We start from the raw sequence: 15024 nt of genomic DNA on the forward strand, positions 1-15024 counted from the left end.
TAAGATGGTGCTGCCGCTTGCGTTCGTCCTTCCGAGCACGCCCCTTACGCATTTGTCACTGGAAGCGGCACGCTTTCCGGCCTAATCGGCCGACATGCGGTACTTCTTTCACATCGTCGACAAATACGGCCTCTCGCCGGACGAGAGCGGATGCGAGCACGTTGACCAGCACGCGGCGATGCTGCATGCCCGTCGCATTGCAGAAGAGCTGGCCAAGGCCGGGGAATTCGTCCGGTCGAGCTTCGTGTTTGTGGCCGATACTGCTCCCGGACTTTCGTCCGGTCGCGACTGAGGAAAGACGAGGCTGGCCGGACCAGGTTCGGCCTACTGGTTTCCTGCCACTGCTCTCTACATAGAATCACGGATGTTCGAGCAGAAGGGCTGCTCCTAAGGTCTTCGCCAAGGGGTGGCCGGCGCTCCACCGTCGCAAAGGTTTGTCGCGCCTGCCCGATCTCCGATTGGAAGGCCAGCTTGCACCATGGCGCCTCCATCGAGCCAGGCCGATCAAAGGCTCTCCCGGAATGCGCTCATCGCGCTCGTGATCGGGTCGATGGTCGGTTCCGGTATCTTTGCATTGCCTGCAGCGTTCGGGCGGACCACGGGCGCGCTCGGAGCGATGATCGCCTGGGCCATCGCAGGCACGGGCATGCTGATGCTCGCCTTCGTGTTTCAGACCTTGTCACAGCGCAAGCCGGACCTCGATGCCGGCATCTATGCCTATGCCAGGGCCGGATTTGGCGACTATATCGGCTTTGCTTCGGCCGTCGGATACTGGATCGGTTGCTGCCTTGCCGACGTCGCCTGCCTCGTCCTGATCAAGGCGACGCTCGGACAGTTTTTCCCGGTCTTCGGCGACGGCACGACGCCGGTGGCGATCGCTTCGGCGTCCGTCCTGCTCTGGGGCGTGCACATTCTGCTGCTGCGCGGCATCACGGGGGCGGCCGCGCTCAATACGATCGCGACCTACGCTAAAATCATCCCGATACTATTGTTCATCGTCGTCGCCGTCATCGCCTTCGACGGCTCGCTCTTCTCCATTAATTTCTGGGGCACGGAGCAGCCGGCCGTTTCGAAGGTAGTCGCGCAGGTTCGCGGCACGATGCTGCTGACGGTGTTCGTGTTCGTCGGAATTGAAGGCGCGAGTGTCTACTCCCGTTACGCCCGGAGCCGCGCCGATGTCGGATTCGCAACCCTTGCCGGCTTTCTGACGGTTCTGTGCCTCCTCGTCCTCGTGACGCTCCTGTCGTACGGCGTGCTGCCACGAGCGGAGCTGGCGGATCTCCCGACACCATCCATGGCCGGCGTGATGGAGGCGGTCGTCGGCCGCTGGGGCAGTGTGTTCATCAGCGTGGCACTCCTGATCTCGGTCCTCGGCAACTACCTGTCCTGGTCGCTGTTGGCGGCCGAGATCCTGCATTCCGCCGCGATCCACCGCACCATGCCCTCCTTTCTCGCCACGGTGAACGTGTACAAGGTCCCTGCCGGCGCGCTCTGGCTCACCAACTGCGTCATCCAGATTTTTCTGCTCGTCACCTGGTTTGCGGAATACGCATTCACGCTTGCCTTGAAGATGACGAGCGCGATGACGCTGATCCCATATTTCTTTGTTGCGGCGTACGGCCTGAAGCTCGCCTGGACCAGCGAGGCCTATCACGCCGGCGAGCACGCCCGGATTGTCGACTGGATCCGCTCGGCCATCGCGACAGTTTACGCGGCCGGCATGATCTACGCAGGCGGGCCCAAGTTTCTCCTGCTGTCGTCGATCCTCTATGCGCCCGGCACGTTGCTGTTCCTTCTCGCAAAACGCGAGCGCAAGGAAGCGATCTTCCGGCCGTTCGAAATCATCCTCTTTGCAGCGATCACGATCGCCGCATGCGCCGGCGTCTACGCGCTGGCCACCGGAGCCATCTCGATTTGAGTCCTTGTCCCTGGTTACATGGAGGCGGATATGAGCACCCGGGCCATCTGTAGCGCCTTGATCCTCGGCGGATTGGTGGCGGTCTCCGCATATCCAACCCTGTCGCTGGCCCAGTCGACCGAGACCGGCGTGTCTGCCCAAAAAGATGCCGGCGCGCCGGCACCGAAGAACGCGGCGCCCAACACCAATACGAACCCGACGAAGCACCGTTACTGGCGTCATCGCGGCGGAAAGCATCCGCACTATGGCAGCCGGCGCGTCCGGACCTAGGCGCAAAGACGATAGCCCACTCCAGCGATTGGACCGATCCATGAGCGAGTCCAGGACAGGACCGGAGAAGCTCCACGAGGTCGTTCTGCGCGACACGTCCGCCGATCTGCCGGACGCGCGACGCAGCATTCTCGCGACCGGACTCACCCTGCTCGCCGCATGCGTCTTCCTGTTTCTGGCGTGGCAGACGGTGTCCAGTCTCCTGCTCATCTTCGCAGGCGTGTTGTTCGCCGCATTTCTGGACGCGTGCGCAAGGGCTCTGGCGCCGGTCCTTCCGCTCAATCGCGCCTGGCGCCTGACGCTGGTCCTGTTGCTGTTCTCCGCTCTGTCGGGGTTTGGAATGGTCTGGGGTGCGGGCAAGCTGCCGGAGCAGACGCGCCTCCTGCTGAAGGTCATGGACAGCCAGATCGACGTCCTGCAGGAGCATCTCCTGTCATATGGCGTTGACCTCCTCGGCCCGGAATGGGGCCGCGACTTTGCACAATGGCTGTTCTCGGATCAGGGCCGTTTTCTCAGCCATGCACAATTTCTGCTCGGCGGAGCCTCAACTCTTCTGACCGGCGCGCTGGTGATCCTGTTCCTCGGGATCCTCTTTGCCTTCGATCCGAACAGCCATCGCGAAAGCCTGGTCATGCTGGTGAAGCAGTCCTATCGCGCGCGGACAAGAGCCGTCATGGACGAGATAGGCACCGTCATGCGGCTGTGGCTGGTCGGACAGCTCATCCGCATCATCCTGATGACGCTGTGGGTCTGGATCGCACTCTACCTCATCGGGCTGCCCGGTCCTTTCGTGCTCGGATTGCAGGCGGGCCTGTCGAATTTCATTCCCTATCTAGGACCCATCGTGGCCGCAATTCCGATCGCGCTCGTCGCAATGCCGCTCGGCAGTTCGCTGCTGATCTGGGCCGTCCTGATCTACACGATCATCCAGTCAGTCGAAGGCTATGTGATCGGCCCGCTGATCCAGCGTCAGGCGGTCGAGATCCCGCCTGCCTGGACGCTGGTCGCCATCGTCATTCTGGGCGCGCTGTTCGGCGTCCTGGGCATTGCGCTGGCCATGCCACTGGTCGCGATCGGCCGTGTCGCAATCATCCGATTCTACGTCGAGGACTACCTTGGCGACAACCTCAAGCAGACATTCAACGACGGTAGATCGTGACTGGATAGCCCATGAGCAAGATCGATGTACAACGGAACGTGGGTACGGAGCCTCCCTCGCCTCGTCCCGGAATGGCTCATTTCCTGTGGCAGCAGCTTCCTTATGTCGTGGCGCTGGTGCTCGCTATCGCAGGCGTCGCCTATACCAACGTCTCCCACCAGCCTCTCGTCGGCTACTGGGAATTCCTGGCGCTTGCCATCTGCGTCGTCTGCGTCGTTACCAAATGGCCGGAGACCCAAGGCAAAGAGGCCCAGCTCCGATTGATCTGGACCCAGGCGCTGCATTGGATTGCCGTCCTGATCACTATGAACATCATACTGATCTCGGGCGTCCAGCAGTTGCTTCCGACACCGGCAACCGGCCTCGTCCTGCTGACGTTGCTCGCACTCGGCACGTTCCTTGCCGGCGTCAGCCTGTTGTCGCTGCAAATCTCGTTCCTCGGCCTGGCGATGGGCGTGGCCGTCCCAGCAATCTCCTGGCTGAAGCAGTCCGTCTTCTTCTTCCTGCTGGGCGCGGTGCTGCTGATCGGCCTCGGCATCACGTTCTGGCTCCGCCAGGACAGCCGACCGAGGATTGCGCCCTCCGACACCAACAGCCAAGTGGAGGCTTGAATGCGAATGACACGGCCTGTTGCAGTCTTCGCCACATCCGCGCTGCTATGCATCGCCAACCTGCCCGCGCGCGCCGAAACGTTCAGGGTCGGCCGGCTCCTCTGCTTGAGCAACCCGCGCGTCGGGCTTGTGCTCGGATCGGTGCAGTCACTGCGCTGCACATTCTTTGCGAGAAACCCGCCGAGGCAGTTCATCTATGAGGGACGGATCCGGCGCGTTGGCCTCGATCTCGGCGTGACCAGTGCAGGCAGCCTGTCGTGGGCCGTGCTCGCCAAGAACTCGCGGATCGGCTCCGCCACCCTGCGCGGCAACTATGTCGGCGCGAGCGGCAGCTTGGCATTCGGCCCCGGTCTCGGCGCCAACGTCCTGATCGGCGGCTCGCGCAGGAGCGTGATGTTGCAGCCGCTGTCGATCGAGCGATCGATCGGAATCAATCTCGCAGCTGGTGTCACCAATCTGACGCTGGGTCCGCGCGGCAGCCGCTAGCTCGCAACCGCGATCCCGCGCGCGATCGCCGGATTCCGGTGGGCTCACGAGAACATTCCCACCCCGTCGCTCAGGGTTTCGTCGGATGTCGACGGCGCGGGCTCGAAGCTACCATCCCAAGCGTGCCGATCATCGCGCGGATCAGGAGGATGGCATGACAGTCTATGACAGCCGGTCGGACATCGGGGTTCTGGGCTCGCCTCCGCTGTGGGTCTGCGCTCTCCTCGGCATCGTGATGATCGCCGCCGGCATCGCGGCTCTCAGCGACGTGGTTTTCGCGACGATCATCAGCGTCAAGCTGATCGGGCTGACGGCTATCGCGGCTGGCGCATTCGAGATCATCCATGCCTTCTGGACCAAAGGATGGGGCGGCTTCCTGTGGCAGATTGTTCTCGGCGCGCTCTATCTCGCCTTCGGGCTCGTGCTGCTCACCCAGCCGGCTTCCGGTGCCCTGATCCTCACCTATTTCCTCGGCGCGGTGCTGCTCGCCTCGGGTGTCATTCGGTGCGTGCTGAGCTTCGCCCATTGGCGGCAGAACGGATGGATGATGCTGATCTCCGGCATCTTCGGACTGCTCGCGGGCGTGCTGATCCTGTTCGGCTTTCCGACCATCAGCGTCTGGGCCCTCGGATTCCTGCTTGGCGTCGACCTGATCTCGCACGGCTTGGCGTGGCTGCTTTATGCGCTTCAGTCCGTGCGGCGAGCTGCGTAACGATGGAGAAGATGATGATGGACGCTCCCACCCGTCGAGCTTTCCTTGGCTTTGCTCAGAATGCCGTTGCTGCCGCGGCGATCGGCGCTGTCGGAGTTCGTCTGATTGGGACTGCGGAAGCGATGCCGATTGCCCACGATCTTGGCCAGGCCAGCGAGCCGTCGGACCTCCTGACGCAAGCTCAGTGGTGGGGACCCCCAGCCGGTCCCGGTTGGGGACCTGGTCCGGGCTGGGGCCGCCCACCGCCGCGCCGGCGCCGATGGGTTTGCTGGTGGCATCGCGGCCGTCGTCGTTGTGGATGGCGGTGGCGCTAGGAGCCCCCTCTTAACTTGCGCAATCCGCCGGGAGCAGATTTGCCAGAAAGGCTATGCAAGCCCCGACCCGAGCGATGGAGGCGATCGTGCGCCACGTGAATCAATGGCTCCTGTGGGCCGCTCTGATAGCTCTTCTCGTGGTGGCAGCCGCCTTCTGCGTGTCGGTATGGCAGGCAACTCCATCGATGCCGCTCTACCGCAACATCATCCTCGGAGGGGCCGTCGTCCTGATGCTGGTGTTCGGCTGCGGCCTGATCGCGCTGATGTTCTATAGCCGTCGCAAGGGTTATGACGAGCCCGCGCGCAGCGATCGGATACGGCGGGAGTAACGAGGCGCTGGTGAAGCACCGACCCGGCCCGGCTCTTAGGTCTGGAGCAAGGAGCGGACAATGAACCTTGCTGGCGTCTCGATCAGGCTGCTGGCGGCAACTCTCCTGACGATCATCGCCGGTGGGACCGCCCGGACACAACCCGCCGCGGCCGGAGCCCCTGCGGTCGGCGTCGTGGAAGCGACCAGGCGGCCGATCACCGAGACCAGCGAATTTCTTGGACGGATCGAGGCGATCAATCGGGTCAGCGTCGTCGCGCGCGTGACGGCATTTCTGGACAAGCGCCTGTTCGACGAGGGCGCCGAGATCAAGGAAGGCGATGAGCTCTATCGGCTCGAGCGAGGTCCCTTCGAAGCGGATCTTGCATCGAAACAGGCGCAGGTCGCGCAGCTCCAGGCAACGCTCGAAAATGCCAAATTGACGACCGAACGCGCGCGGACCCTGCTCGGAGGTCCCGCCGGGCAACAGTCCACCTACGATGCAGCGATCGCCAACCAGCTCAGCCTCGAAGCCCAGGTGCAAGCCGCGCAAGCCCAGGTCCAAGCCTCCCAGATCAATCTCGGTTACACGAAGATCAACGCGCCGATTGCCGGCAAGATCGGACGCACGGCGGTGACGGAAGGCAACGTCGTCGGTCCGAGCTCGGGCGTGCTGACCACCATCGTCAGCCAGGACCCGATGTATGTCACCTTCCCGGTGCCACTCCGCCAGGGGCTCGAGTTGCGGGAACGATACGGACCACAAGGCGGCCTGGACGCGGTGGTGATCAAGCTGCGACTGCCCGATGGCCGCATGTACGGCCACTCCGGCAAGCTGAATTTCGTCGACAACACCATCGCCCAGAGCACCGATACCATCATCGTACGCGGGGAGATCGGCAATCCAATCCTGCGGGCTTCTTCGGCGGCTGGCGTCACCGTTCACGAGCTGACTGACGGCGAGTTCGTCACCGTCGTGCTGGAGGGCGTCCAGCCGGTCGAGGTGCTGGCAATCCCGCGCTCCGCCGTGCTCTCCGATCAGCAGGGCGACTATGTGCTGGCTGTCGGCGCCGACAACAAGGCCGAGCAGCGCCGCATCCAGCTCGGACAATCGACTACGACCATCGCCGCCGTGATCGCCGGACTTGCGGCCGGCGACAAGGTCATCGCGGAAGGCTTGCAGCGAGTTCGTCCCGGCCAGATCGTTTCGCCGGGACCGGCAAGTCCGCTGATCCTGTCGAGCATGAAGCCCGCCGCGGACGCCCCGGCTCCTCAAGCGGATCACGGCGCCTCCGGCACGACCCGCCCGCTGGACCGCAAACCATGATATCCGCCGTTTTCATCGATCGCCCGCGGCTTTCGATGGTGATCGCCTTCATCATCACCATCGCCGGCGCGCTGGCGTTGATGCAGATTCCGGTGGCGCAATTTCCGGACATCGTGCCGCCGCAGGTCACGGTCTCCGGCACCTTCCCTGGCGCATCCGCCGAGGTGGTCGAGAGCAGCGTCGCCCAACCCCTGGAGGCGCAAATAATCGGCGTCGACCGCGCGCTCTACATGAAATCGACCAGCGCCAATGACGGCAGCTACACACTGACGGTCTCGTTCGCGCTCGGCACCAACCCCGACATCAATACCGTCAACGTCAACAACCGCGTGCAGAGCGCACTGTCGCAACTACCGACCGAAGTGCAGCAGCAGGGGGTAACGGTGCACAAGCGGTCCTCGTCGATCCTGCAATTCCTCGTGCTCTATAGTGCCAATGGCCAGCAGGATCCGCTGTTCATCACCAACTACGCGATCATCAACGTGCTCGATGCGATCGCCAGCACGCCCGGCGTCGGCCAGGCGAACCTGTTCGCCAAGATGAACTACTCGATGCGGATCTGGTTCGATACGCAGCGACTCACCAGCCTCGACCTCACGCCATCGGATGTCATTGCCGCGATTCGCACGCAAAGCGTCCAGGCGCCTGTGGGGCGCATCGGTGCACGTCCGATCAGCGACGACCAACAGCTCCAGTTCAATGTGCAGACCCTGGGCAGGCTCGCCACCGTCGACCAATTCGCCAATATCGTGCTGCGCGCCAACCCGGACGGCTCGTCGCTGCTCGTGAAGGACGTTGCCCGTGTCGAGATGGGCGCGCAAAATCTCGACAGCGAAGCGCGGATCGACGGCCGCGCGGCCGTGCCGGTCGCGATCTATCTGGCGCCGGGTGCCAATGCGATGAGCACCGCACAGGCCGTGGCGGCGACGATGCAGCGGCTGTCGCTGCGTTTTCCCACCGGCCTGAGCTATCTCGTGCAATACGATTCCACGAGCTTCGTGCGCGACACGATCACGGAGGTCTTGCGGACGCTGGGCGAGGCCTTCGTCCTGGTCGTGATCGTGGTGTACCTCTTCCTCGGCAATCTGCGGGCCACGGTGATCCCGGCCGTTGCCGTTCCAGTGAGCCTGGTGGGCACGTTCGCCGTCCTGCTGGTGCTGGGCTATTCGGCCAACACGGTATCCCTGCTGGCCATGGTGCTCGCCATCGGCATCGTGGTGGACGACGCCATCGTCGTCGTCGAGAACGTCGAGCGAGTGATGGAGGAGGAGCCGGGCCTTTCCCCCGCCGAGGCCAGCAAGAAGGCCATGACCCAGATCACCGCGCCGATCATCGCGATCACCCTGGTGCTGCTCTCGGTCTTCGTCCCGATCGCATTCATTCCCGGCATTTCCGGAACGCTGTTTCGCCAGTTTGCGGTGACGATCAGCGCCGCGATGATGATCTCGGCGTTGAATGCGCTGACGCTGTCGCCCGCCTTGTGCGCGCTGTTCCTGCGCCACACCGGGCCCAGGCGCGGCATCATGGGACGCGTCCTCGGCTTCATCGACTGGCTGCGCGACCGCTACAGCGGCGGCGTCCGCCGCCTGGTCCGCGTGCCGGGTCTCTCACTGCCGTTCGTCGCCGTCGTTGCCGCCGGCATCTTCGGCATGTCGCTGATCACGCCAACAGGTTTCCTCCCCGAGGAAGACCAGGGCGCCTTCTTCACCTCGGTGCAACTGCCAGACGGCGCATCGGTGGCGCGAACCAGCGAAGTCACCCAACAGATCGAGGATCTCCTGAAGCAGATCCCCGCCGTCGATCACGTCCTTGCCATCGTGGGCTTTTCCCTGCTCGACGGCGCGTCCGAACCGAACAGCGCATTGGTGGTCACGCGGCTGAAGCCGTTTTCCGATCGCAAGGCGGCAGCCGATTCCGCGCAGGCGCTGATCCGGCAAACCTTCGCAGCCGGCGCACAGATTCGACAGGCCAACGTGTTGCCGTTCAATCTGCCGCCGATCATTGGGCTCTCCACCGGAGGCGGGTTCGAATACCAGCTTCAGGCGCTGGAAGGACAGAGTCCGGCCGCGATCTCCAGCGTCACCGGGGCGCTGATCGGTGCAGCCAACGCCGATCCACGGCTTGCGCGTGTCTTTTCGACCTTCACTGCGACCAATCCATCCATCCATCTCGACATCGACCGCCGCAAGGCGCAGGCGCTCGGCGTGACGGTCAGCGACATCTTCACGGCCTTGCAGGCGACGCTCGGCGGCATCTATGTCAACAACTTCAACCTGTTCGGCCGCACCTGGCAGGTCAACGTTCAGGGCGAAGCGTTCGATCGCGCCGATATTTCGGACATCTGGCGGATCTATCTGCGCAACGGCGCCGGCCAGATGGTGCCGATCAGGTCGCTCGCCGGGATCAGGATCGTGACCGGGCCTCAGGTCATCACCCGCTACAACAATTATCGCTCGGTGACGGTGAACGGCAGCCCGGCGCCGGGCGTCTCCTCAGGAACCGCGATGGTCGCAATGGCAGAAATCTCCAACACCGTGCTGCCTGCGGGCTACAGTTTCGCGTGGACCGGCACCGCCTATCAGGAGCAGCAGGCCGCTGGCCAGACCGGCATCGTGCTCATGCTTGCGGTGCTGTTCGCCTACCTGTTCCTGGTGGCGCTTTATGAGAGCACGGTGATCCCGATCCCGGTGCTGCTGTCGGTCGTCGTCGGCGTGCTCGGGTCCTATGTCGGCATCAAGCTCGCCGGCCTCAATCTCGACCTCTACGGCCAGATCGGGCTCGTGGTCCTGATCGCGCTCGCCGCCAAGAACGGCATTCTGATCGTCGAATTTGCCAAGGAGCAACGCGAAGCGGGCGTGGCGCTCAACGACGCCGCGATCCAGGGCGCACATATGCGCTTTCGCGCGGTCATGATGACGTCGGTCGCCTTCATCCTTGGCCTCCTGCCGCTCGTGATTGCAACCGGCGCTGCGGAGCTCAGCCGCAGGGCGGTCGGGACAGCCGTATTTGCGGGCATGCTTGCGGCAAGCTCAATCGGCATCTTCCTCGTCCCGACGCTCTACGTGACGTTCCAGCGTCTGCGGGAGCGGATGAAGGCCGCGCCAAAGTCCGGCAACTGAGTTGACTGGCGCAAGGTGCGCAAACTCGGCCGATGCCTGCGCGATCAATCAGTTGTCGAGCGAACAAACCCGCGAACTCTCATATAATTGAAATTGCTATGTAATTTATACGGTCTTGCCTCATGTGATCCCGAGCCCGTTCGGGAAAACAAGCGCAACGCGCGCGCTTCCGACTGCCGACCGTGCGTCAGATTGGTCAACGACAACGAATTGCAGCTTGCGGATTGAAGGCCTATGTTGAGTCTCCAACCAAGCAGCCGCCCATCGTACGGCGAGAGTCTGCAGGGGAGAGACCTCACGGTGGATGGCGTGCATTTTGCGCCGGAGGTCACATCATGGCCATTGCTCCCACACTCCAGAAGTACCTCGCCGCTGAGAACATCCAATACGAAGTGGTCCCGCACGAACTCAGCATGACGTCCACTCGCACGGCCGAGGCATGCCATATCCCGGGCGATCGCCTCGCCAAAGGCGTCGTGCTGCGGCGCGACGGCGAATATATGCTGGCCATCTTGCCCGCATCGCATCACCTCCGCCCGTCGGAACTGAAGACGATACTCGGCGGAAATGTCCACATGGCACAAGAAACCGAGATCGGTGAGCTGTTCCGCGATTGTGCGCACGGTGCAGTTCCCGCCGTCGGCAAGTGCTACGGGCTGGATACTATCGTCGACGACAGCATCGAGGCGCAGCCCGACATCTATATGGAAGCCGGCGACCACGAGACGCTGCTTCATATGGGTCACGCGCAGTTTGCACGCCTGACGGCCAACGCACTGCACGGGCGCTTCAGCGCGCACGACTGAGGATTTGCGCACTGCCCAATCTTGGGCGGGAACCTCGGCCGCGACGTCGCCGTCAAACTGTTCAGGAAAGCGACGGCGACAGCGTCGGCGCTTGTCTGGTCAGATCGCGAAGTAATGATGCTTTCTCCTGTGACCTCGCACCCGATCGGTTGTACAGTTCAAACGAATGGGGGCGCTGCTGCAACAACGGAGGCTCGCCATGAAAGTCAAAGACGTGATGCACAAGGGTGTCGACTGGGTCAGCCCCGACACCCCCATCGCCGAGATCGCCAAATTGATGCGGGCGCATGACATCGGCTGCATTCCGATTGGCGAGGACGACAAGCTGGTCGGGATGGTGACCGACCGCGATATCGTCTGCAAAGGGCTCGCGAGCCACACCTTTGATGCTCGCCGCGCAACGGCCCGCGATGTAATGACTGAGGGTATTCATTGCTGCCGGGAGGACGACGACCTCGCAAAGGCGATGCATCATATGGAGAAACTGCAGGTCCGCAGGCTGCCCGTGATCAACAAGAGCAAGCGGATGGTCGGCATCATCAGCCTGGGCGACCTCAGCCGCTCCGCCTCAAATGATCTGCTGACCGAGACCGTCAGGAGTGTTTCGGCGCATCATTGAATTGAGGCCCGAGTTGCTCTCGCGATCGCCAGACGTCGAGCTGGGCCGGAGCCAGGCGTTTGTCATGCAACCATCGCGCAACGCGAGAGCAGCGGCCCGAAGCGCCTGACTTGGCGTCGGCGTGAGCGGGCTAAACTGAAAAGTCGAGGCCCTAGCGGTCGGCGGAGTGTCGGTTCATGTCCTCCAGGAGCTCGCGCATGGCGTCGAACTGCGTGCCAAAGCCTTTCCAGTCGCCGGACCTCAATCGTTCAACGGCCTGATTGTAGCGGTCGAGCGCCTCCCGTGCCTGACTTGCCGATGGGCGTGTGACGGGCATTTCCTCCATCGTGCTCGAGACCGGCCGCACCGCGCCAGGCTCGGTGAACAGAGCCGACAAAGCCTCATCGAGCGTCTCCTTCATCACCACATGCTCGCCATAGGCTGCGATCACGCGTTTCAGCTCCGGCAGGTGCCCGTGCTCCGCTCGCAAATAGAGCGGCGTGACATAGAGGATCGAGTTCTCGATCGGGATCACAAGCAGGTTCGCGCCGCGTATCACCCGCGAGCCCATCTGATTCCACAGCGTGATCTGTTGCGATATCTCGGTACTCTGGTTGATCCGCGCTTCGATCTGGAACGGCCCGTAGACGAGCTTCTCCTTGGGAAATTCGTAGACAATCAGCTTGCCGTAGTCGGGCGCATCGCAGCGTGCGGCGAGCCAGGCGATCATGTTGTCGCGGCGGCTCGGCACCATGGGAAGCATGAGGAAGAACTCAGCCTGCGACTCACCGGGCAGCCGCATGATGATGTAATATGGGGCCATCGTTGCAACGCCGCCGCCGCCCGGCTGGCGCGGGAACTGCCAGAGATCCTCGCGGTTGTAGAAAACGTCGGCGGCCTCCATGTGATAGCTCTGATAGAGCTGCGCCTGAATCAGGAATAGATCCTCCGGATAGCGGATGTGCCTCTGCAGATCCGCCGGCATGACCGAAAATGGCTTGAACAGGTTCGGAAAGATGCGCCGCCAGGTTGCGGCAACCGGATCGCCGGTGTCCATCAGATAAAAGTCGACGGTGCCGTTATAGGCATCGACGATGACCTTCACTGAATTGCGAATGTAGTTGAGATCCTGGTCTTGCGCCGGCTGCGCGGAAGGGAAGTAGGAACTCACCGTGTAGGCGTCCTGCATCCAGAACATCCGCCCATTGCTGATGACCAGATAAGGATCGTGATCGAGCCTGAGGAACGGAGCGATCGTTCGCACCCTTTCCCCGATGTTGCGGCGGATCATGATCCGGCTGTCCGCCGTGATGTAGCTTGAGAGCAGCAGGTTCGGGTCGTTGAAGTAGTAAGCGAACAGGCCTCTCCATACCGCCGCTCCTATCGGAACGCCGCCCGTCCCGTCATAGGCTGCGTAGACATTGTCTTTGCCCTTCGGGTAGTCGAACTCAGGCGTGCTCCCTTTGACGATGACGTAGCTGTCGTGCTCTTCGCCGTAGTAGATGCGCGGTTCGCGGATCTGCGGGCCTCCGTCCGCGACAGGAGGTATGTCGCGCAAATAGAGGAATGGCAGCCCTTCGCTGCTCTTGCGAGTGACCGGGCTCATCACTGCGCCGGTGCCGTGAGTAAACAGCACGTGGTGGTTGACCCATGTCTGGGCATTCGGCGGCAGCAAGGAAGGTCGCAGTTCGCGGGCCGAGATCATGACGCTTTGGTAGGAGCCATTGAGCCAGTAGCGATCGACGTCAAGGTGATGGAATTTGTAGTAGGTGCGGATCTCCTGCAGCTGCGCGTAGGTGTCCGCCAGGGGCTGCCAATCCCACAGCCTGATATTGTCGATGGTCGCCTTGTTGGCATCGAGCGTCTTGAAGCTGAGCTTCTGTTCGGCGGCGAACGGCTTGGCCGCGATCTGATCGAGATTGTAGGCCTGCCGGGTGAGCGCGATGTTGCGTTCGATATAGGGCCTTTCCAGCTCCAGTTCGCTTGGCCTGACGAAGAACTGCCGGAACAGCACGGGAACCAGGCCGGACAGCACGAAAGACCCGATCGCGACAAGCAGGAACGCGGCGGCAGGAAGCCGGTAGGTGCGCACGCGCACGTTTGCCCACGCGGCGAGCGCCGCGATGCCCGAAAGTCCGATCATCAGCCACAAGGCCGGCAGCCCCACATGGACATCGGTGTAACTTGCACCGACAACCACGCCGTTATCGCCATAGAGCAGCAGGTAGCGATCGAGACCAAAGGACCAGGCCTTCACCGCAAACAGAAGACCGAGCAGCGCCGAGCCGTGGGCAATCACCGTCGACGACATTGATCGGCGATGAATGTCGTATTCGATCTCGCCGTGCACCAAGTAGATCGCCGCGGCGAACAGCGCGCTCAGCGCGAGCGCGAGCATCATCCAATTCTTGATGAGGATATAGGCGGGCAGCGAGAAGAGATAGAAGCCGATGTCGTTGTTGTAGAGCGGATCGTCTGCCCCATACGGCGCCTGATAGACAAACTGCAGGAAGACGCCCCAGTTGCCGGCTTCGGCCGCCGCGACAAGCAGAGCGAGCGAAGCCGCACCAGCTGCGATCAACCGCGGCCACCGCAGTCGGTCGCGCACAAGCGCAAGCAGATCTGGCGGCGCGTTGCCCGCGGCGCTCCACACGGAAGCGGCGGCAAGCTGTGTCGACCGCCGTCGGGCGAAGTGCAGTGCGAGCCATCCGTTCAACAACAGGATGACGGCAGTTGCCGTCCAGACCGCAAGAAAGACGACGGCCTTGGCGCCGATTGTTGTCCAGAAAACCTCGCGATAACCGATCACGGAAAACCAAAGCCAGTCGACCAGGAAGTCGCTGGCGAGCGCGAGCAGGGTCAGGACAATCGCAATGACGAGGGCCGCAATAATCAGCCCGACCACGGCACTTTGCCTTGGTGCCTTCCGCTCGGGTCCTGTAATCCCGATCGTCATCGCCTGATCATAGTCGAAATCAGGGACGCCCGCCGCTTGATTCGTGGTCGGGATGACGCCTCGAGGCGGGCGACGCAAGTGCTCGAAGCTGCGTCGCTAGGACCGCGGCGCAATATGGCATTTCGAAACGGCGCAAGGCGCCAAGCACGGCTGATGCAGCCGGCGCGATCAATCAGCTATCGCGCAACATGGCGCTCCCGAACCGGAGTGCCATCGTACAATGTCGGGAAATATCGTGGATTTGGCGCTCCCTAGGGGAATCGAACCCCTGTTTCAGCCTTGAGAGGGCCGCGTCCTAACCGCTAGACGAAGGGAGCGTGAGGGACAGGACATAGCCGCGAATTTTGCCGGCGGCAAGCCTCGATCGGGGGCGAAATCGGCGGATATGCACGGCGAATGCGGCTCAGGCTTAACGGCGCGAAGGACCGCCCGGCCGCACGC

The 15024-nt window shown here is 62.7% G+C and carries 13 protein-coding genes and 1 tRNA gene; 12 read left to right on the top strand and 2 right to left on the bottom strand.

Annotation, left to right across the window (positions count from 1 at the left end; genetic code table 11):
• The first annotated feature begins 94 nt into the window (after positions 1–94).
• The 12 genes from BJA_RS37135 to BJA_RS37190 all read left to right on the top strand — a co-directional run bounded on the left by BJA_RS37135 (position 95) and on the right by BJA_RS37190 (position 11648).
• A complete protein-coding gene (locus BJA_RS37135; protein WP_038965439.1) occupies positions 95–292 on the top strand; it encodes a DUF6894 family protein in 198 nt (65 codons plus the stop codon).
• 186 nt (positions 293–478) lie between these two features.
• Positions 479–1918: a basic amino acid/polyamine antiporter gene (locus BJA_RS37140; RefSeq protein WP_011090058.1), complete on the top strand. Its 1440-nt coding sequence runs from the start codon at positions 479–481 to the stop codon at positions 1916–1918.
• Positions 1919–1948: 30 nt separating this feature from the next.
• On the top strand, positions 1949–2188 hold the full coding sequence (locus tag BJA_RS37145) for a hypothetical protein (RefSeq protein ID WP_038965452.1): 240 nt from the start codon (positions 1949–1951) through the stop codon (positions 2186–2188).
• Between the two features lie 40 nt (positions 2189–2228).
• On the top strand, positions 2229–3347 hold the full coding sequence (locus BJA_RS37150; RefSeq protein WP_028172881.1) for an AI-2E family transporter: 1119 nt from the start codon (positions 2229–2231) through the stop codon (positions 3345–3347).
• Between the two features lie 11 nt (positions 3348–3358).
• Positions 3359–3958, top strand: a complete 600-nt coding sequence (locus BJA_RS37155) for a hypothetical protein (protein WP_011090060.1) — start codon at positions 3359–3361, stop codon at positions 3956–3958.
• Complete coding sequence (locus BJA_RS37160) at positions 3959–4444, top strand: DUF992 domain-containing protein (protein WP_011090061.1); 486 nt, start codon at positions 3959–3961, stop codon at positions 4442–4444. It abuts the gene before it with no gap.
• A gap of 154 nt (positions 4445–4598) precedes the next feature.
• On the top strand, positions 4599–5156 hold the full coding sequence (locus tag BJA_RS37165; protein WP_038965451.1) for an HdeD family acid-resistance protein: 558 nt from the start codon (positions 4599–4601) through the stop codon (positions 5154–5156).
• Positions 5157–5556: 400 nt separating this feature from the next.
• Positions 5557–5799, top strand: a complete 243-nt coding sequence (locus BJA_RS37170) for a hypothetical protein (protein ID WP_231166631.1) — start codon at positions 5557–5559, stop codon at positions 5797–5799.
• Between the two features lie 60 nt (positions 5800–5859).
• Positions 5860–7104, top strand: a complete 1245-nt coding sequence (locus tag BJA_RS37175) for an efflux RND transporter periplasmic adaptor subunit (protein WP_011090064.1) — start codon at positions 5860–5862, stop codon at positions 7102–7104.
• Positions 7101–10223: an efflux RND transporter permease subunit gene (locus BJA_RS37180; protein WP_011090065.1), complete on the top strand. Its 3123-nt coding sequence runs from the start codon at positions 7101–7103 to the stop codon at positions 10221–10223. Before BJA_RS37175 ends, BJA_RS37180 begins: the two co-directional genes overlap by 4 nt.
• Before the next feature lie 335 nt (positions 10224–10558).
• Positions 10559–11029 carry an aminoacyl-tRNA deacylase gene (locus BJA_RS37185; protein ID WP_028172875.1) on the top strand — a complete coding sequence of 157 codons (471 nt, stop codon included), beginning with the start codon at positions 10559–10561 and terminating at the stop codon, positions 11027–11029.
• A gap of 199 nt (positions 11030–11228) precedes the next feature.
• Positions 11229–11648, top strand: coding sequence for a CBS domain-containing protein (locus BJA_RS37190; RefSeq protein ID WP_028172874.1), 420 nt, complete (start codon positions 11229–11231; stop codon positions 11646–11648).
• 151 nt (positions 11649–11799) lie between these two features.
• Here BJA_RS37190 and BJA_RS37195 read toward each other — a convergent pair whose 3' ends face one another.
• Together BJA_RS37195 and BJA_RS37200 are read right to left on the bottom strand one after the other, a co-directional pair.
• Positions 11800–14583 (bottom strand): UPF0182 family membrane protein, encoded by a 2784-nt coding sequence (locus tag BJA_RS37195; protein ID WP_011090068.1) that lies wholly within the window; start codon positions 14581–14583, stop codon positions 11800–11802.
• A 242-nt stretch (positions 14584–14825) separates the two neighbouring features.
• A tRNA-Glu gene (locus BJA_RS37200) sits at positions 14826–14900 on the bottom strand.
• Positions 14901–15024: the final 124 nt, after the last annotated feature.

The organism is Bradyrhizobium diazoefficiens USDA 110, from assembly GCF_000011365.1.
GTDB classification, from domain to species: Bacteria; Pseudomonadota; Alphaproteobacteria; order Rhizobiales; family Xanthobacteraceae; genus Bradyrhizobium; species Bradyrhizobium diazoefficiens.